The sequence below is a fragment of the Lacinutrix himadriensis genome (assembly GCF_001418105.1).
In the GTDB taxonomy this organism is placed as follows: domain Bacteria; phylum Bacteroidota; class Bacteroidia; order Flavobacteriales; family Flavobacteriaceae; genus Oceanihabitans; species Oceanihabitans himadriense.
Map to the genome: position 1 here is coordinate 485,673 of NZ_LIQI01000022.1, position 20,294 is coordinate 505,966.

Annotated in this window: 19 protein-coding genes; 15 read left to right on the forward strand and 4 right to left on the reverse strand. The window is 32.0% G+C overall.

The features are described 5' to 3' along the window. Positions 1–66: 66 nt before the first annotated feature. From AMD28_RS09805 to AMD28_RS09815, 3 genes are all read right to left on the reverse strand, one after another. On the reverse strand, positions 67–2,157 hold the full coding sequence (locus AMD28_RS09805; protein WP_055443947.1) for a M13 family metallopeptidase: 2,091 nt from the start codon (positions 2,155–2,157) through the stop codon (positions 67–69). A 146-nt stretch (positions 2,158–2,303) separates the two neighbouring features. Continuing rightward, on the reverse strand, positions 2,304–2,834 hold the full coding sequence (locus AMD28_RS09810; RefSeq protein WP_055443948.1) for a nuclear transport factor 2 family protein: 531 nt from the start codon (positions 2,832–2,834) through the stop codon (positions 2,304–2,306). Between the two features lies 1 nt (position 2,835). Continuing rightward, positions 2,836–3,351: a hypothetical protein gene (locus AMD28_RS09815; RefSeq protein ID WP_055443949.1), complete on the reverse strand. Its 516-nt coding sequence runs from the start codon at positions 3,349–3,351 to the stop codon at positions 2,836–2,838. Positions 3,352–3,495: 144 nt separating this feature from the next. Here AMD28_RS09815 and AMD28_RS09820 point away from each other — a divergent pair, with 144 nt between their 5' ends. The 4 genes from AMD28_RS09820 (at position 3,496) to AMD28_RS09835 (ending at position 8,595) form a co-directional block, all read left to right on the forward strand. Then, the gene (locus tag AMD28_RS09820) at positions 3,496–4,440 is read left to right on the forward strand and encodes an NAD-dependent epimerase/dehydratase family protein (protein WP_055443950.1); all 945 of its coding nucleotides are present in this window, start codon (positions 3,496–3,498) and stop codon (positions 4,438–4,440) included. 38 nt (positions 4,441–4,478) lie between these two features. Continuing rightward, entirely contained in the window at positions 4,479–5,084 is a 606-nt protein-coding gene (locus AMD28_RS09825) for a hypothetical protein (RefSeq protein ID WP_055443951.1), read from the forward strand. Positions 5,085–5,173: 89 nt separating this feature from the next. Next, positions 5,174–6,871, forward strand: coding sequence for a hypothetical protein (locus tag AMD28_RS09830; protein WP_055443952.1), 1,698 nt, complete (start codon positions 5,174–5,176; stop codon positions 6,869–6,871). Positions 6,872–6,975: 104 nt separating this feature from the next. Then, positions 6,976–8,595, forward strand: a complete 1,620-nt coding sequence (locus tag AMD28_RS09835; RefSeq protein WP_055443953.1) for a hypothetical protein — start codon at positions 6,976–6,978, stop codon at positions 8,593–8,595. Positions 8,596–8,629: 34 nt separating this feature from the next. Here the strand turns inward: AMD28_RS09835 and AMD28_RS09840 are convergent, their stop codons facing one another. Beyond that, positions 8,630–9,886: an NAD(P)/FAD-dependent oxidoreductase gene (locus AMD28_RS09840; RefSeq protein WP_055444357.1), complete on the reverse strand. Its 1,257-nt coding sequence runs from the start codon at positions 9,884–9,886 to the stop codon at positions 8,630–8,632. A 111-nt stretch (positions 9,887–9,997) separates the two neighbouring features. On the opposite strand from AMD28_RS09840, the gene flxA reads away from it, so the two are divergent. From flxA to AMD28_RS09895, 11 genes are all read left to right on the forward strand, one after another. After that, the gene (gene flxA / locus AMD28_RS09845) at positions 9,998–11,527 is read left to right on the forward strand and encodes a flexirubin biosynthesis tyrosine ammonia-lyase FlxA (RefSeq protein WP_055443954.1); all 1,530 of its coding nucleotides are present in this window, start codon (positions 9,998–10,000) and stop codon (positions 11,525–11,527) included. Positions 11,528–11,540: 13 nt separating this feature from the next. Further along, entirely contained in the window at positions 11,541–12,680 is a 1,140-nt protein-coding gene (locus tag AMD28_RS09850) for a WG repeat-containing protein (RefSeq protein WP_055444358.1), read from the forward strand. A 212-nt stretch (positions 12,681–12,892) separates the two neighbouring features. Further along, the gene (locus AMD28_RS09855; protein ID WP_055443955.1) at positions 12,893–14,020 is read left to right on the forward strand and encodes a WG repeat-containing protein; all 1,128 of its coding nucleotides are present in this window, start codon (positions 12,893–12,895) and stop codon (positions 14,018–14,020) included. Positions 14,021–14,094: 74 nt separating this feature from the next. Continuing rightward, positions 14,095–14,826, forward strand: a complete 732-nt coding sequence (gene flxB, locus AMD28_RS09860) for a flexirubin biosynthesis SDR family reductase FlxB (RefSeq protein ID WP_055443956.1) — start codon at positions 14,095–14,097, stop codon at positions 14,824–14,826. A gap of 18 nt (positions 14,827–14,844) precedes the next feature. Continuing rightward, the gene (locus tag AMD28_RS09865; RefSeq protein ID WP_055443957.1) at positions 14,845–16,062 is read left to right on the forward strand and encodes a beta-ketoacyl-[acyl-carrier-protein] synthase family protein; all 1,218 of its coding nucleotides are present in this window, start codon (positions 14,845–14,847) and stop codon (positions 16,060–16,062) included. A gap of 6 nt (positions 16,063–16,068) precedes the next feature. Further along, positions 16,069–16,311, forward strand: coding sequence for a phosphopantetheine-binding protein (locus AMD28_RS09870; RefSeq protein WP_055443958.1), 243 nt, complete (start codon positions 16,069–16,071; stop codon positions 16,309–16,311). Between the two features lie 20 nt (positions 16,312–16,331). After that, the gene (locus AMD28_RS09875; RefSeq protein WP_055443959.1) at positions 16,332–17,222 is read left to right on the forward strand and encodes an LpxL/LpxP family acyltransferase; all 891 of its coding nucleotides are present in this window, start codon (positions 16,332–16,334) and stop codon (positions 17,220–17,222) included. 113 nt (positions 17,223–17,335) lie between these two features. Further along, positions 17,336–18,259, forward strand: a complete 924-nt coding sequence (locus AMD28_RS09880) for a hypothetical protein (RefSeq protein WP_055443960.1) — start codon at positions 17,336–17,338, stop codon at positions 18,257–18,259. A 9-nt stretch (positions 18,260–18,268) separates the two neighbouring features. Further along, positions 18,269–19,402: a dialkylresorcinol biosynthesis protein DarB gene (darB, locus tag AMD28_RS09885; RefSeq protein ID WP_055443961.1), complete on the forward strand. Its 1,134-nt coding sequence runs from the start codon at positions 18,269–18,271 to the stop codon at positions 19,400–19,402. After that, positions 19,403–19,825, forward strand: a complete 423-nt coding sequence (locus tag AMD28_RS09890) for a hotdog family protein (RefSeq protein WP_055443962.1) — start codon at positions 19,403–19,405, stop codon at positions 19,823–19,825. Continuing rightward, positions 19,825–20,289 (forward strand): hotdog family protein, encoded by a 465-nt coding sequence (locus AMD28_RS09895; protein WP_055443963.1) that lies wholly within the window; start codon positions 19,825–19,827, stop codon positions 20,287–20,289. The genes AMD28_RS09890 and AMD28_RS09895 overlap by 1 nt, the downstream gene beginning before the upstream one ends. Positions 20,290–20,294 lie beyond the last annotated feature (5 nt).

Consider the following 20,294-nt stretch of genomic DNA (forward strand, 5'->3'; position numbering starts at 1 on the left):
TTAATACTCTTTACGGTTTTTCGACTACCTTCAAAATGACGATATTTAAAATATTACTATTCTATCTTACCAGATTCTAACTCTATCTTCTGGAGCGATGTACATTTTATCTCCTTCTTGAATTCCAAACGCTTCATAAAAAGCATCTATATTTAATAAAGGTTGTACCGCTCTATTCATTCCTGGAGAATGTGAGTCTGTTTTAATTCTAGTTTTTAAAGCATCTTCACGCATTTTTGTTCTCCAAACGGTTGCCCAAGACATAAAGAAACGTTGTTCTGCGGTATAACCATCAATATCTGCTGGTCTGTTTCCTTCAAAACTCATTTGTAAAGCATCATAAGCTGCAAGAACACCACCTAAATCACCAATATTTTCACCTAAAGTAAAGGCTCCATTAATGTTGATTTCTGGTAATACTTCAATCGCACTATATTGATCTGCTAATGCTTTTCCTAATCCTTCAAATTGTGTTAAATCTTCGTCTGTCCACCAGTTATTTAAGTTTCCATCTTTATCATATCTAGAACCAGAATCATCAAAACTATGCGAGATTTCATGACCAATAACAGCTCCAATTCCACCATAATTTACAGCATCATCTGCAGTAAAGTTATAAAAAGGTGGTTGTAAAATAGCCGCAGGAAAAACAATCTCGTTGTATGCAGGATTAAAATATGCATTCACCACTTGTGGCGCCATATACCATTCACTTTTATCTACTGGCTTCCCTAATTTATCAATACTTTTCTTAAAGTTCCATGCACTAGCATTTAAAGAATTTTGAAGGTAAGTACCACCATCTTCTACACTATTAATATCTAAAGCAGAATAATCTTTCCATACATCTGGATATGCAATTTTCACTTTCGTTGCTTGAAGTTTTTCAATCGCTTTTTGCTTTGTTTCTGGACTCATCCATTCTAGTTTATTGATTCGGTGTTCGAAAGCTAAAATCACGTTTTTAATCATTTTTTCTGCTTTCACTTTCGCTTCTGGCGGGAATTTTTTATCTACATATAATTTCCCTAAAGCTTCACCAATTGTTCCATTTAAAGATCCTAAAGCACGTTCATCTCTTGCTCTTTGTGCCTTGGCTCCATTAAGTTCTTTTCCGTAAAACTCCCAATTAGCAGTTTCTATATCTGTACTTAAGTATCCAGCTGCTCCTCTAAAAGTATCCCATTTTAAATAAGCTTTCCAATCGTTAACATTAGCGTCTGCTAATACTTCTTGTAATCTATTAAAGTATCCTAAGTCACCAATAATTACCGTGTCTAATTCTTTTACACCAATACCAGATAAAAAGTTTTTCCAGTTTACTGCAGGAACCATTTTTTGAACTTCTGCAATAGAACGAGGGTTGTAACGTTTACGTGCATCACGACGATCTACCTTATCCATTTTAGCTTCTTCTAATCTAGTTTCGAAAGCTAAAATCTGGTCTGCTTGCGCATTTGCATCCGCTTCGCTATCTCCTAAATATTGAAACATTCTAGTAATATGTGCTACATACTTTTCTCTCTTTTCTTTAGAATCTGCATCCTCTTTTACATAGTAATCTCTGTCTGGTAATCCAGTACTTCCTCCTCCTAAATAGGCAACATTTCTATTACTATCTTTCGGGTCACTACCAACACCAAATCCATATAAACCGGCACCACCTTTTGGCTCCATTTCAATCATGAAAGCTTGTAAGTCATCTACATTATTAATCGCTTCAATTTTTGCTAAATATGGTTTTATTGGATCAATACCTGCTTTATTTCTGCTAATAGTATCCATTATCGTTTGGTAATAAAATACTGCTTTTTCTTGGTCAGAACCAGGAAGTACTTGAATGTTTCCTAAGTCTTGATTGTTAGAAATTGCAGACTTTAAAATAGCCAAAGCATCTTCGTCTGTTTTTTTACGTAGTTCTTGAAAACTTCCCCAAGTAGATTGGTCGTCTGGGATTTCGTTATTTTCTAGCCATTTTCCGTTAACGTGTTTAAAGAAATCTTCGCTAGCAGATATGCTAGTATCCATATAATCTAAATTGATTCCTGGAGTTGTTTCTACTACTGCTACTTCCTTTTTAGCTTCTTCTTTACAAGATACTAAACCTATAAAAGCGACTGCACTAAGTAGTGATAGTTTTTTAAAGTTGGTTTTCATTTTTAATTAGTGTTTTGTTTTTTGGTTTACAATTTAATGTTAAATAGACTGCTAAAGATTAATCTAGTTACATCTTTAACAAAATATTAATAAAAAAAGCCTCACTAAAAATAGTAAGGCTTTTGCTTTTATAAAACGTAATAAAACTAATTGGTAGCTTTCTCCAATAGTTTTTTAGTGTACACATTATCCCAATCTTTCTTAATAGCAATTACCTCTTTTACATTTTCATTAGGTATGGCAATAGATAAAACATAGTGTGCAATTTTCCATGTATTATCTTCTAATTTCATAACACCAGACCCTCTACAAATCTTCATTTGTGTGTCTAGTAATTCGTCAAACCAAACAAAGTTTTCATCATCAGACAGATAAATATTTCTTTCTATTGCTGTAAAACTCCATGCTTTGCCTTGATCAAAATAAGGTTTTGAAAAAGTTTTAAAAGCTTCATTTTGCCAGTTTTCGGTAGCATCTGTGCCAATAAAAACACCATCCTTAGTCATTAAATTAAAATACGTATCAAAATTGGCAGTAGCAGCAGCTTTATGCCAAGCGTCTAAATTGGTGTTAATTTCTTTTTTAATATCGGAAGCAGAAGCTAGCTGTTGCCCGTTAACTTTAACACTACACGAACTAATTGCTAGTACTAAAAGAAATATGTAAAGATGTTTCATACTAATATGGTTTTACAATATTTTGAGATTCTTTTTCTACCTTTTTATTTATTTGAAGATTAAGATTTGAAAACGCAGTTAAAAAATCTTTAACCACCAAAAGCACCTCTTTTTTCTCAGGATTAGATAAGTTTATTTCACCTTCCAGTTTTAGCATTTGGGTTTCTAAAGCGATTAATCTTGCGTTAATAAGTGGCGTATTGATCTCTTCTGGTATGGTTTCTTTTAGGTCTTTAATAAAAGCGATTAGGGCTTCTTTGTTTTCTTTAAAAAAAGATAAATCTGCTTGATTCACTTTTAAAACAACGGTATTTAATTCGCCATATTTTTGCCAAAATTCTTGAGAATTTCTTGTTTTAGCATCTAAAAGAAACTGTGCATATTTAAGGTTAGCGATATCGCTTTTGGTTATTTTTAAAGAAACGACTTCTGTTTCTGCTTCTAGTTCTTGTGTCTTATCTACTTCTTTACAAGAAAAAACACAAAAAATTAAGGTAATGTATAGTAATGCTTTCATTTTTAATCAACTATTATATTTACAAATATATTGTATTCTTTACTTTTATTATTAAATACTTTACACTGTTGTAATTTTAATAGTATTTTACATTTTCTTCTTTAAAATCTTATTATTTTTGAACACCTTAAATTACATGGATTAATGACTTCAAAAATTTTAATTATTGGTGCTTGCGGACAAATTGGCTCTGAGCTTACCTATAAACTTAGAGAAATTCACGGTGTAGATAATGTTATTGCAAGTGATATTAATACCAGAAAGTTAGCGTTAGTAAACGCTGGCCCTTTTGTAATTCTGGATGCTAAAAATTTTAATGCAATTAAAGATTGTTGCATCCATCATAATGTAAAGACCATTTATTTAATGGCTGCTTTACTTAGTGCTACTGGCGAAAAATACCCGATGGAAGCTTGGGATTTAAACATGAATTCTCTTTTTCACGTATTAAACCTAGCCAAAACAAAACAAGTAGATCATGTTTTTTGGCCTTCAAGTATTGCTGTTTTTGGCCCTACAACTCCAAAAGAAGACACTGCGCAACATACTATTATGGAACCTTCAACCGTTTACGGAATCACCAAACAAGTTGGTGAACGTTGGTGCGAATATTACCATGAAAAATATGGTGTAGATGTAAGAAGTATTCGCTATCCTGGAATTATTAGTTGGAAAACGTTACCAGGAGGAGGAACCACAGATTATGCCGTTGAGATTTATCATGAAGCACTTAAGAATAAAGCATACGAATGTTTTTTAAGTGAAGACACAGAACTTCCAATGATGTTTATGGATGACGCCATAAAAGCAACGGTAGACATTATGCAAGCAGATGCAGATGCTATTAAAATAAGATCTTCTTATAATTTAGCTGCTATTAGTTTTACACCTAAAGAAATTGCGAATTCTATTCAAGAGCATATTCCCGATTTTAAAATTACCTATAAACCAGATTTCAGACAAGCCATTGCAGATTCTTGGCCAAAAAGCATAGATGACACTACTGCAAAAAAAGACTGGAACTGGAAACATGCTTTTTCTTTAAAAGATATTACTAAAGAAATGCTTTTGCAATTAGGTAAAAAGTAACAGGTTAACTTTATCTTGTAATTATCTAAAAAAATCTAATGAAAAAACTAGCAGCTATACTCTTTCTTTTATTTTTTATATCAAATTCATTTGCGCAAAAAGCAAAAATTGATAAAGGCAAATGGAAAGATCTAAAAGACATACAGGAATACAAAGTAGAATTTGACTATCACCATTTAGAAATTGCAGATTACGAAAGTGAAGAAGCTTTTTTAAAAGATAAAATGCAACTTCGTGAAGAAAGAAAAGAAGGCGATGGAGAACGTTTTAAAAAGTCTTGGTTTGCAGACAGACAAGACAAGTATGAACCACAATTCATAGACTTTTTCAACAGCTACCATGAAGATTTTAATGTAAAAGTATCCAACAAAAGAGAAGATGCAAACTATGTGATGCATATACAAACTACCTTTATATACCCTGGTTATAATGTTGGTGTATGGCGAGAAGATTCTAAACTTCGTGTAACGGTTACTATCTATTCTATTAAAAACCCAAACAACATTTTATTTTCTGCGAATATTAAAGGGATTAAAGGAGGAGGAGCCAAAGGATTTGACTATAATTCTGGAGATAGAATTGCATATTCTTATGCCTTATTAGCAAATTATATTGCTAAAAAAATTAGAATAGTTTCTAAATAAAACCTTGATAACCTATTGAAAATAAACATCTTTTTGAGGATGGTGTAATATTTAGTTATGTTTGCAAGAATTAACTTATAAACTTAACTATGAAAAAAATCTACCTACTGCTTTGTATTTGTTTTTTTGCTTTTACAACTAACGCACAAAATGAAATATCTCCAGATTATAATTTTAATGTAAGTGAACCTTATCAGGTTTATGATGCCGCTAAAAAATATTATTTCAGTAAAAACAATGAGATCCTTTCGGTGAAACCTTGGAAAAAATATTTGGTTATACAAAAATTTGGAGTAGATGATTTAAATCTAATTTCTCAAAAAGAATATAACGACTTACCAGACAACTACGTGGTTGAAGGTATGATAGAATTACAAGACAAATATTATTTCTTTTACTCTTCTTGGTCTGGTAAAAAAACAAAAGAAGAACGTTTATACTACAGAGAAATTAACTTTAACACAGGTGAATTTGCAGGAGAAGGTATTGAGTTAATTAATGTTTCTGGTAAACTAGCAGGTTCTCCAATGGCAACATACACGTCTGGAGGAGGTTTTTCTGCTGGTGGATTTGGTATGAGCTTTGGTGGATTTGGAGTTGTAGATAAGTTTGATTTTTTAACCTCTAAAGATGAATCTAAATTATTAGTACAATACAGAAAAAAGCCAGAAGTAAAAAGAGACACAAAAAGTTACGACATTATTGGTGTTAATGTTTTTGACATGAATTTAAAACCTCTTTGGGCTAAAGAGCACAAAATGCCTTATACCGAAAGAAGAATGGATTTGTTAGATTTTGCTGTAGATGCTAATGGTCATGGTTATATTTTAACTAAAGTTTTTCATGACGACAGTAATAAAGACAAGAAAAAGAAAAAAGATACAGACGCTAATTACCACATGGAACTGTTTAGATTATTAGATGGTTCTGAAGGGATTGAAAAAAGCAAAATTGTTTTAAATGATAAATTTATTAACGGAATTTCTTTGTTTGAATCTGAAGATGGTTTTATGATTTGTGCAGGTTTTTACACCAATGGATTAAATAATAAACTAGGAAACTCGGATGGTTTATTTACTTTTAAAATTACTAAGGAAGGGGAATTAGTTGAAAAAACATCTCATGAAATTCCAGTAGAAGTTTTAAACCAATATGTTAGCAAAAGAACACAAAAGAAGAACGCTAAAAAAGATAAAAAAGACAAGGCAGAATTTGCTAATTTACAACTTCGTGATTTAGTAATTAATACTGATGGTAGCCTTGTTTTAATTGGAGAGCAAACATTTGTAATTCAGCATCGTACTTCTCAAGGAAGAGTATATTATACCTTCCACAATAATGATATGCTACTTTCTAAAGTGGATGCATCTGGTAATTTAGCATGGATGAAAAAACTTCCAAAAAGACAATCTGGAGCACCAAAAATAGGTCAAGTATACGACATGAGTAAAACCTATCAAGGAGGAATGTCTTACTCTTATTTTTATACCAACGGAAATCACTATTTAGTATATTTAGATAATGTGAAAAATATAGATTTAAAACTAGACCAAGTACCAGCTTTACACAGCGATGGTCATGGAGGTTATTTAACCGCTTATAAAATTGATGATGCAACAGGTACTGTTTCTAAAGACAATATACTAGACACAAGAAATGTAACAGACAAACTAGAAGTCTACCAATTTAGTAACAATAGAGTTGTTAAAACAGCTGAAAATGAATTTGTAATTGAGTTTTACAAAAAGAAAAAAGAAGACGTATTAATTAAGGTAGAAATTAAGTAAACCTTTATTTCATTAAAAAAAAGCGAACCTATTGGTTCGCTTTTTTTATGTTTCTATTCCTTATTTAATCAAAATTAGTTACGTTTATATTTAAATACTTCTTTATGCTAAAATATCTTTCTATTATTTCCCTGTACTTACTTGCAACCATTTGTTATGCTCAAGAAAATCAAAATTATTTGGTTAGCGAACCGTATAAAAATTTTGATATCGATAAACGTTATTATTTCAACAATGAAGAGGAAGTGCTTATGGTAAAAGCATGGGACGAATCGGTTATAATTCAAAGATTTAATGCTAAAAATTTAACTTTAATCTCCGAAAAAAGATATGACGAACCAGATTTAAATTATGATATTGAAAATGTAATTAGAGTTCAAAATAAAGTTTACTTTTTCTATTCTATGTGGACCGGCTATGAGTCGCAATTAGAACAATTATATTATCGTGAAATTAATATGAAAACTGGTGAGTTTATTACCGATTCAAAACTACTCATTGAAGTTAAAGGTAAAATCACAAAATCTCCAACATCCACTTACAGAGGTGTTCAAGAACATTTTAAAAACAGAAAAATACCAAGTGTAAAATTCGACATACTAGTACCTACAAACGAGAATGAAATCTTTATTCTTTATAGAGAATATAGAAAAAACAAGAAAGATGTTAAAAGTTGGGATACGCTAGTTCTTAATTATTTTGACACTAATCTTAATAGGATTTCTAATAAAAAGTTTAAAATGCCATATTCTGAACGCAGAATGAAAGCTTTAAATTACAATACGCACGATAATGGTAATCTATACATTTTAACGAAAGTATTTCTAGATGATAGTGGTGTTGAAAAAAAGAAGAAGCGAGAAAACGAAGCAAACTATTATTTAGAGCTGTTAACCTTAGCAAAAAACGCTAACGATATACAAAAAACCAAAATCGAATTACCCAATAAATATATAAACACAGCCAATCTATTTGAATTATCTAATGGTAACCTATTATGTTCTGGATATTACAGCAATGGTCTTCATAAAAACCTAAACCATTCTGATGGTGTATTCATTTCTAAAATAGCTACAGATGGTACTATACTTACCAATATTGCTTATAATATCCCTACAAGCATTATCGAACAAAATGCGAAACATAATGACAAAAGAGAATTCGAAGATATTATACTGAAAGAAATAAAAGAAAATAACGATGGAAGCCTATTACTAATTGCAGAACAATCGCATAAATGGGATCTACAAAATCAAGGAGGATATAACTTTAGATATAATGACATCTATTTAACTAAAATGGATTCAGAAAATCAATTATTATGGATGCGCAAGATTCCTAAAGAACAAAAAGGAAACTCAAAACCTGGTCACTCTTATACACACAAAGCGTTATTGGGAGATATGTCTTATAACTACTTTAATATCGATAACGCTCATTATTTTTTGTTTCTAGATAATCTAAAAAACAAAAACCTAACACAAACGGATAAACCAAAACCACATACCAATAATCATGGTGGCTATTTTACATATTACAAAGTGAATGATGCTAGTGGTGAAGTTTCAAAAAAAAATCTATTCAATACAGATGATGTTGATGGCAAGTACAACATTGAAGATTTTAGCAAAAAAAGACTTTTTAAAGTTTTTGAAAATGAATTTATAATGGAAGTAAATAAAAAAAGAAAAGAAGATATTTTAATTAAAGTAGAAATTAAATAAATCTCTTTTATATTTCAAAGCAAAAAAAGCGAACCTATTGGTTCGCTTTTTCTTTTTCTTGTACTTCCATATCTATTAAATACGCTAGATTTTTCACTAACCTATCGTGTTTTTTAACAAAAGGATTGGTATCATCCCAAACATATCCTGCAAGTACAGCACAAATTTGTTTTTTAATATCTGGGTTTTCAGGTCTATGAAAAAACAAAGTTTGCAAGTTTCCTGTGTACCATTCTTTCACATATGTTGAAAAGACTTTGACTCCTTTCATAATATAACCGGTGTATTCTGTTTCCCAATCTACGGTTTCGCCATTTAACTCTTTCGTTATTAGCTTTGCAGATAAAAGAGCAGATTCTGTTGCAAAAGTTACTCCAGATGAAAAAACAGGATCTAAAAACTCTGCGCTATTTCCTGTTAAAGCATATCCTTTTCCGTAAAGCTGTTTTACCGATTTCGCATAGTTTTTAATACTAACTGGTGGAAATTTAAAATCTAAACCTTCAAAACGCTTGTGGTAATACTTAGAGAGCTTCAGCATTTGCTGCATTCTTTCGGTAGTATCTCCTTCAAAAGAATCGATAAAATCGGTTAGACCAACAAAACCAATACTAGTATCTCCATTAGAAAAAGGAATCACCCAAAACCAAGTATCTTTATCTAAAACATCAAAAGTAATCATGGTTCCTTCTACTCCTTCTGGTCTTTTTAAATCTTTTACATGTGTAAAAATAGAAGAATGTTCTGGTATAGAAGAGGGTTTGTCTAACCCTAGCATTCTTGGTAAAACGCGACCATAACCACTAGAATCTATAATATGTTTTGCGTGTACTTTATATTCCTCTCCATTTTCATCTTTTATGCTAGTAACAGAAGCGCCATCTGCTGCAAACACAACATCTACCACTTCATGATTAAAGGCAATATCTACACCTCTATTTACTAATTCGGTTGCAAGTACATTATCAAAATCTGCACGAGGCACTTGCCAAGTCCAATTCCAACCTTCCGTATGCTTTTTACTAAAATCAAAATCACAAACGATATCTCCTCTTAAAAAACGAGCGCCATGTTTTTTTTCGAATCCAAAATCTTTTAATACATCTAAAAGGCCAACTTCTTCAAAATGATCCATACATCTTGGTAGCAGACTTTCTCCTATTACAAACCTTGGAAAAGTACTCTTTTCAACAACTTTAAGCTGCTTTCCTTGATTGTGCAAATAAGAAGCAGCAACGCAACCAGAAGGTCCAGCTCCTATAATTAAAACATCCACATGTATTTCATTCATAATCATTATAGTATTTTATCTTAATTATATTAAATTAGCGCACACAAAAATAACTACTTTACTTGGAGTTATTAAATTTAATATTAAAAATAGTCAGAATAAAACATATAGATGCTAACATTTAACGGAAAACTAGGATTAGAAGATTTTTACAAAATAATAATAGAAAACAGCAATATTAAGGTAGACGACTCCGTTTTTGAAACGGTAGAGCAGAGTTTTAACTTTCTTAAAAAATTCTCAGAAAACAAAGTAATTTATGGTGTGAATACAGGTTTCGGACCAATGGCACAATATAAAATTAAAGATTCTGAACGTATTCAATTACAATACAATTTAATTCGTAGTCATGCATCTGGAACGGGAAATCCAATTGCTCCAGAATATGTAAAAGCAGCAATGCTTGCTAGATTAAACACCTTATCTTTAGGTAATTCTGGTGTGCATGTTTCTGTTATTAAATTAATGACAGAACTTATAAATAGAGACATTACTCCTTTAATTTACGAACATGGAGGTGTTGGTGCTAGTGGAGATTTAGTACAACTTGCACATTTAGCATTAGTTTTAATTGGTGAAGGTGAAGTGTTTTATAAAGGCGAAAGATTAGCGACTAAAGACGTTTTTGAAAAAGAGAATTTAACGCCTATTTCTGTAGAGCTTCGTGAAGGTTTAGCACTAATGAATGGTACTTCGGTAATGACCGGAATTGGTATTGTAAACACCATGTACACCAGACGTTTATTAAACTGGATGATTTCTTGTTCTGCTGCAATTAATGAAATTGTTGAAGCGTATGATGATCATTTATCGGAAGAATTAAACAATTCAAAAAAACATAAAGGACAACAAAATATTGCTAAAAGCATGCGTGAGCATTTAGCAGATAGTAAACTTACTAGAAAAAGAGAACACCATTTATACGAGGCAAACAATGATGATGTTTCTGTTTTTCAAGATAAAGTACAAGAATATTATTCGTTACGTTGTGTACCGCAAATTTTAGGTCCTGTACTAGATACTTTAAGTAGCGTAGAAAATATTTTAATAGAAGAAGTGAACTCTGCAAATGACAATCCTATTGTAAATGTAGAAAAACAACACGTATATCACGGAGGAAACTTTCATGGTGATTATGTGTCTCTAGAAATGGACAAGCTTAAAATAGTAGTTACTAAAATGAGTATGCTTGCAGAAAGACAACTTAACTACTTATTAAATCCTAGCTTAAATAATATACTTCCAGCATTTGTAAATCTTGGGAAATTAGGATTGAATTTTGGTATGCAAGGTGTGCAATTTACTGCTACTTCTACAACTGCCGAAAATCAAACATTGTCTAACCCAATGTATGTGCACTCTATTCCTAACAACAACGACAATCAAGATATTGTAAGTATGGGAACAAACGCTGCTTTAATAACTAAAAAAGTTATTGAAAATGCATTTGAGGTGATGGCTATCGAATTAATTACAGTAGTGCAAGCTATAGAATATTTAAAAGCACAAGATAAAGTCTCATCAAAAACTAAAAAAATGTATGAGGAGATACGAGAAATAGTTCCAGCATTTAAAGATGACGTTATTATGTATCCTTATGTGAATCTTGTAAAAGATTACATCATTAACAATGAAGCATAAAACGGTTTCTTCTATGAAAACAAGATTCCTTTTACTTGCATTCCTTTTAGTAGGTATTTCCATAAATGCACAAGAGCTCGCTTTAGCAAAACTGGACAGTAAATTTGGTTATATCTCAAGAACTGGGGATTGGCATATTCAACCACAGTTTAAAGTTGCAAAAAACTTTTCTGATGATATGGCTGCAGCCATGAATGACAAAGGAAAATGGGGATATATAAATCGTCAAGGGGAATGGGCTATTCCTCCTAAATTTAAAAAAGCTAAATATTTCGATTCTGGAATTGCTGTCGTTTTAGATGGAAGAAAATGGATTTACATCAACAAAAAGGGAGAACAAATTCTTAATAATGTAGACACCGATCACATGTTTGACTTTTCTGAAGGATTTGCTCAAATAAAAAAAAGAGGAAAAATTGGTTTTATAAATACTACCGGAAAAGTAATTGTAGAACCTAAGTTTGAAGTAGCTGATGATTTTTTTAATGGCTATTCTAAAATAATTTATAAAGATGATTTTGGTGTAATTGACACCACTGGAGCGTATTTATTAAAACCGGAATACACTTTTGTTCCAAAATTTATATACGATAAAAACAGAATTGGTGTTAAAAAGAAAGGTTCTCCTGGAGTAATTATTGATGGAGAATTTCACCCTATTGCCGATGCTAACAGAATTTGGGAATTCCCAAAAAATAGTAATCTTACTCCTGTTTATAAAGATTGGAGAATAGGTTTTGTAGACCATAAAGGTAACTGGGTTATTGAACCTGAATTTAAAGCTGCTAAAGCATTCTCTAACAACTTAGCTCCCGTTTACAATGGCAAAAGATGGGGGTTTATTAACACTACTGGAGACATCGTTATACCTTGTACTTTTGATGAAGCCGAAACCTTTAGCGAAGATGGTTTTGCTCTTATTTTCTTAAAAGGAAGATGGGGTTTTATAAATACAGAAGGTAAAGTTGTTGTGGAACCTAAATACGATATCTTATTAGAACAAGGTTTTGGTTTTATAAAATTTAAAAACCTTAACAAAGGATTTAACAATGGTTTAGCTAGAGTAAAATATAAAAAAAAATGGGGATTTGTGAACGCCAAAGGGGAACTATTAAATAATACTTGGTTTAAAAACCTGGAATTATTCCATTAAAAATTCTAAAATACTATTAAGAAAAAAGATAATTAGTTCCTATATTTACAAAAGACCTTATTAAGCTACTTAATGTTAACCTTTCTAAAGACTATACTATTAATAGCAAAGCATAACGTATGCATCACTAATTATGAAGCATTTATAAACAAACATTTCCTTAACCAAGAAATGAATAAATGTCTAAAACAATAGATTAAAGAAACAAACACATGAAAACAAAATCGCTATTAATCGTATTATTATTTTTAAGCACCATAGTTGGAGCTCAAGAACTTGCTCTTGCAAATGATGATGGAAAATTCGGCTATATAAACAAAGCTGGAGAATGGGTAATTGAACCAGAATTTAAAGTTGCTAAAAACTTTTCTGAAGATTTAGCCGAAGCTATGAATAGCAACAAAAAATGGGGATTTATTAATAGAAAAGGAGAATGGGTGATACAGCCTACTTTTGATAAAACTAAAGCATTCAACTCTGGAATAGCTGTTGTTCTAAGTAAAAAAGAATGGTTTTATATAAATACTAAAGGTGAAAAAACACTAACAGATGTTGCTACCGATAAAATTTATGATTTCACAGAAGGTCTTGCTCAAATAAGACAAGGAGATAATGTAGGTTTTATAAACACTTCTGGAACTGTAGTAATCGAACCAAAATTTAACAAAGCTTTCGATTTTGAAAATGGATATGCAAAAGTTAGAGAAGGTGAAAAATGGGGATTAGTAGACAAAACTGGAAACTATTTTGTAGAAACCAAATATGATGGTGTTAGTAATGTGTACAATGGCAATGTTGTAGCAACGCTTGGCGAAAGTCACGGATTAATCATTAATGGGGAATTTAAAAAAGTAGATGGTGCTCAAAAAATCTGGGACTTCTCAGTTAATGGAGACATTACTTACGCTAAGAAAAACGATAAAATTGGCTACATTAATAAAAAAGGAGATTGGATTATAGAGCCAAGCTTTGATAAAGTTAGAGCCTTTGTTAATGGTCTTGCTCCAGTTTCTAGAGATAAACAATGGGGGTATATTGACACTACAGGAAAAGTAGTTATATCCTTACAATACAGAGATGCCGAAATTTTTAGTAAAGACGGCTTAGCTCCTATTAAAATAGACAAACTTTGGGGATTCATAAACACTTCAGGAGAACAAGTAATAGACGACAAATACAATATTACAGCTGGAGGTTTTTCTATCTTTAAAAAGAACAACGAAAAAGGTTTTATTAATGGTATAGCTAGAGTAAAAGAAGAAAAAGTTTGGGGTTATATAAATACTAAAGGGGAAGTACTAAAAAACAAATGGTACAAACAATTAGAATTATTTAAATAATCTTAAATATCTAGATAACATATCTATTAAAATTTCCAAATCTAATTACACTTACAAAAAACAAACACTAACACATGAAATGTGCCCTAATAACTGGTGGTTCCAGAGGAATTGGTAAAGCCATTTGCTCACAACTTGCAATAGATACAGATTATCACATATTAATAAACTATAACAGTAATGAAGCAGCTGCAAAAGAGACTTTAAAAGCAGTACAGGCAGCAGGAAATACTGGAGAAATTATTGGTTTTAATGTAACGGATGCTGAAGAAGTAACATCAAAATTAGATGCTTGGCAAGAAGCAAATCCAGATGCACTAATAGAAGTAATAGTTAATAATGCCGGAATTACAAAAGATGGTCTATTTATGTGGATGCCTAAAGAAGATTGGCAAAGCGTTATCAACACCTCTTTAAACGGTTTCTTTAATGTTACCAATTATGGTATTCAAAAAATGCTACGTAATCGCTACGGTCGCATTGTAAACATCGCTTCCGTTTCTGGTGTAAAAGGAACTCCTGGACAAACCAATTATTCGGCTGCAAAAGGCGCAATTATAGCTGCTACCAAAGCACTAGCTCAAGAAGTTGCTAAACGTAAAATAACGGTAAATGCTGTTGCTCCTGGGTTTATAAATTCAGATATGACTGCAGAGTTGGATGAAAAAGAACTCAAAAAAATGATTCCCGCTAATCGTTTTGGTGAAGCACAAGAAGTAGCAGATTTAGTTTCCTTTTTAGTTTCCAAAAAGTCTTCTTATATTACTGGCGAAGTAATAAATATTAATGGAGGAATTTACTCTTAAAATAATTTTGTTGTAAATATGAAGCGTGTTGTTATAACAGGAATGGGAATTTATTCCTGCATAGGAAAAAATCTAGAAGAAGTAAAGGATTCATTATATAATGGGAAGTCTGGAATCATCTACGATCAAGAAAGAAAAGATTTTGGGTATCGCTCTCCGTTAACCGGAATGGTAGAAAAACCAAATCTAAAAAAACAACTTACAAGAAGAGAACGCATTAGTCTAGGCGATGAAGGTGCTTATGCATACGTTGCAACTACCGAAGCTTTAGAGAACGCCAAAATAGATATCGATTTTTTAAAGAAAAACGAAGTAGGTATTCTTTACGGAAACGATAGTACAGCAAAGGCTATTGTAGATTCCGTAGATAAAATTAGAGAAAAAAAAGACACAACACTTGTTGGTTCTGGCGCTATTTTTCAAGCTATGAATTCTACAGTAACCATGAATCTTTCTACACTTTTTAATCTTACTGGAGTAAATTTCACAATAAGTGCCGCTTGTGCTAGTGGATCTCACGCTATTGGCATGGCGTTTCAACTTATAAGAAGCGGATTACAAGACTGTATTATTTGTGGTGGAGCACAAGAAATAAATAAATATGCCATGGGAAGTTTTGATGGTCTTGGTGTTTTTGCCATGAACTTAGAAAACCCAGAAAAAGCATCTAGACCTTTCGATAAAAACAGAGATGGTTTAGTGCCAAGTGGTGGCGCAGCAACACTAGTTGTTGAAAGCTATGAATCTGCTATAAAACGTGGAGCACCAATTTTAGCCGAAATTATTGGTTATGGATTCTCTTCCAATGGCGAACACATTTCTACACCAAACGTAGATGGCCCATCTAGAGCAATGGCTAAAGCAATTGAACAATCTAATTTAAAACCATCCGAAATAGAGTACGTTAATGCCCACGCTACCTCAACTCCTGTAGGAGACACCAATGAAGCAAAAGCTATAGTTAAAGTTTTTGGAGAAAATGGCCCTTATGTAAGTTCTACAAAATCGATGACTGGACATGAGTGCTGGATGGCTGGAGCTAGTGAAGTAGTATATTCTATGCTAATGATGCAAAATAATTTTATTGCCCCTAACATTAATTTGGAAGAGCCAGATGAAGACGCAAAAAAATTAAATCTAGTAAGTAAAACGCTAGATAAAAAATTTGATGTATTTTTGTCGAATTCCTTTGGATTTGGTGGAACAAATTCAGCATTAATAATAAAAAAATTATAATACAATATGACTAAAGAGGTTATTATTGAAAAGATAAACGATTTTCTTATAGACGAGTTTGAAGTAGAATCAGATGACATCGCTCCTGAAGCAAACTTAAAAGACACTCTAGAATTAGATAGTTTAGACTTTGTCGACCTTGTGGTTGCAGTAGAGTCTAACTTCAGCGTAAAATTAGTTGGAGAAGATTTTGTGAATGTAGAATCCCTTCAAGATTTCTATAATTTAATAGAAAAAAAATTAAGCTAAACACTTTACTTTAAATATTTATGGCTGCTGAATGGCAAGGAAAGTCCAGAGGAACTGTTTTTGGATACAAGATTTTTGTGTTTTGTATGAAGACTTTCGGAATTGGTTCTGCATACTTCATTCTGCATTTTGTTGCGCTATACTTTTGCTTTTTTGCAGGAGATAGCACTAAAGCCAGTTACTATTATTTCCATAAAAGACGTAAAAACTCTAAACTTAGAAGCTTTATAAACATTTATAAAAGCTACTATGTTTTTGGTCAAACCATCATCGACAAAATTGCAATATCTTCTGGATTACGTGACAAATTCACCTATCATTTTGATGGCTTCGAACTTATTGACAAAGCCTTAAAACAAAAAAAAGGAGGTATTTTAATAAGTGCACATGTTGGTAATTTTGAAATTGCTGAACACTTTTTTGGTGAACTAGAAGAAAATACTTCCATTAGTATTTTAACTACCGACGCCGAACATTCTAATATTAAAGAATATTTAGAAAGCGTTACAGATAAACCGAAAGTAAAGATTATTCTAATTCAAGAAGACTTAGGCCATATTTTCGAAATTAACGCAGCGCTTACAAGAAATGAACTTGTTGTAATTACTGGTGACAGATACATCACTGGTTCCAAATACTTAACTCAAGATCTATTAGACCAAGTTGCAAAATTTCCTGCTGGTCCCTTTATGCTAGCATCTCGTTTAAAAGTCCCTGTGCTTTTTGTGTATGTAATGAAAGAAACCAACAAACATTACCATCTTTTTACAAGAAAAGCAGAAGCGAAACATAGAGATGCACAAGCACTTTTAAAAGAATATACAGAAAGTGTATCTTGGATGTTGAACAAATATCCTTTACAATGGTTTAACTATTTTGATTTTTGGGGAACTTTCGATAAAAAAAACTAAGAACACTCCTGTTTTTTTATCGTTTTCGCAAAAGTTAATAAGTTCTACTATTTACAAAGAATGAAACTTCTATATCTAGACTTTTATTCGGAAATTACCAAAAAATCTATCTTTTGAAAAACGTTTTAGTCATACACTATTCTCAATCTGGACAATTAACAGAAATTGTAAAGAATATAGTTTCTCCTTTAGCCAATGATACTATACAAATAGATTATCATGATATAAAAATGGAAACTCCTTTTCCTTTTCCATGGAAAGCAGATGCGTTTTATGGCGCTTTTCCAGAAACCTTTCAACAAGTTCCAGAAAAAGTAAAACCTGTTTCATCAGAGATTCTTAACAAAAAATACGACCTCGTTATTTTAGGATATCAAGTTTGGTACTTAACACCATCTATTCCTATAAATTCATTTTTAAACACACCAGAAGCAAAGCAACTCCTAAAGAATACACCAGTAATTACTGTGATTGGTTGCAGAAATATGTGGATTATGGCGCAAGAAAAAATGAAGAAAAAACTAAAAGCATTAGAAGCTAATTTAGTTGGTAATATTGCTTTGGTAGACCGACATATAAACCACGTAAGTGTTATCACTATTGCGCAATGGATGTTCTCTGCAAAAAAAGAACGCTACCTTGGTGTTTTTCCAAAACCCGGAGTGTCGCAAAAGGATATCGATGAAGCGGTAAAGTTTGGTCCAATTATATTAAAACATTTAAAAGAAAACAATTTCAACAATTTACAAGACAACCTTTTAAAACAAGGTGCAATCCTAATTAAGCCCTTTTTAGTAGTTACAGATAGACGCGCAAACGTTATTTTCTCTAAATGGTCAAAATTAATTCAATCGAAAGGCGACAAAAACAGCCCTAAACGCAGTTTTTGGGTTAAATTTTTTAGTTATTACTTATTATTTGCGATTTGGATTCTTGCACCAATTGTTTTTATCTTATTTTTGTTGACTTATGTGTTTTCAATACATAAAATAAAAAAAGACAAATTATACTATTCGTCTGTAAATTATATAGAGTAAGGCATTAATATGAAGGAAGTTTACATCAACAAAATTTCAAAATTTTTACCAAATCGTCCAATTTCAAATGACGAAATGGAAGATAAATTAGGTACCATAAACGGTAAGACTTCAAAAGGAAGACGTATTGTTTTGCGTAACAATCAAATAAAAACTAGATATTATGCTATTGATGATAATGGCAATATCACACACAATAATGCACAACTGACAAAAGAAGCAATAGTTGCCTTATGTGATGCAGAATTTAAAGCAGAAGATATTGAACTGCTTTCTTGTGGTACATCTAGTCCAGATCAAATTTTACCATCACACGCAGCAATGGTTCATGGTTTTCTAAAAAACGGAAACCTAGAGATCAATTCGCCTTCTGGCGCATGTGTTTCAGGGATGAATGCCCTTAAATATGGCTACATGTCTGTGAAATCTGGTGAAACTAAAAATGCGGTTTGCACAGGATCGGAACGTACATCTTCTTGGATGATGTCGGATACTTTTGAAGAAGAAGTAAAGCATTTAGAAACATTAGAAGACAACCCAATATTAGCCTTTAATAAAGATTTCTTACGTTGGATGTTATCCGATGGCGCTGGAGCATTTTTATTAGAAAGTGAACCAAAAGGGGACCATCCTTTAAAAATAGATTGGATGGAAGGCTACTCATACGCTCATGAAGTTGAAGCGTGTATGTATGCTGGAGGAGATAAATTAGAAGATGGATTTTTAAAACCTTGGAGCGAATATCCTTCAGACCAATGGAGTAAAAAATCATTATTTGCTATGAAGCAAGATGTAAAACTCCTAAGTGAAAACATACTAGTAAAAGGTGTGGATAGCCTAAAAATGGCTATTGCAAAACACGACCTAAAACCAGAAGATATAGATTATTATTTACCACACGTTTCTTCGTATTACTTTAAAGACAGTTTATATAAAGAAATGGTAGCGCAAGGTGTTGAAATCCCTTGGGAAAACTGGTTCATGAACCTAAGCAAAGTAGGTAATGTAGGAGCAGGTTCTATCTACATCATGTTAGAAGAATTAGCAAATTCTGGAAAGCTTAAAAAAGGAGAGAAAATATTACTTTCTGTTCCTGAAAGTGCTCGTTTTGCTTACGCTTATGCACTTTTAACTGTTTGCTAAATGGGTTTACCAATAACAGATATATCGCATTTAATTCCGCAAAAAACGCCATTTGTAATGGTAGACACTTTGTTGGATTTCACTGCAGATAAAGTTGTGTCTAGTTTCACTATTTTAGATACCAACCTTTTTGTAAAAGATAATTACTTTTTAGAATCTGGTCTCATAGAAAACTTAGCACAAACCGTTGCTTTACATACGGGTTATGACTTTTTTTTAAAAGGCGAACAAGCGCCAACAGGTTATATTGGTTCTATAAAAAAAGTGGAAGTTACTAAGCTTCCAAAGCTTAATGAAACTATTACCACCGAAGCATTGATACTTCATGAATTTATGGGAGTAACTATGGTAGAAGTGAAAGCCTTTAATCAAGATAAAGAGGAAATTGCCTTTGCACAAATGAAAACCGTTATTGCTAGCTAATGAATAAGTTTCAGTCACTAGATATCACAAAATTTTTACCACATCGTACGCCATTCTTAATGGTAGACCATGTTATATCTATTGATGATGAACACGTAACCACTTCCTTCCAAATAAAAGAAGATTGCATTTTTGTAGATGAAGACATGCAATTTAATGAAGTAGGATTAATTGAAAACGCAGCACAGACTTGTTCTTCTATTGTTGGTAAAAGTTACTTTGAAGAAGACGATCTTGAAGGCGAAGGAACAAAACTTATTGGTTTTATTTCTGCAATAAAAAAAGTAACCATATTTGCTTGTCCTGCTATAGGAGACATTATAATATCTAAAGCAAATTTAAAATCTAGGTTTGATACAGATAATTATAGCATTTGCACTTTAGCCTGTACTATTGCTACTTCAAACAAAGAATTATTATCTTGTGAGTTGAATTTGTTTATTCAGGAAACACCTAAAAACTAAAGGTT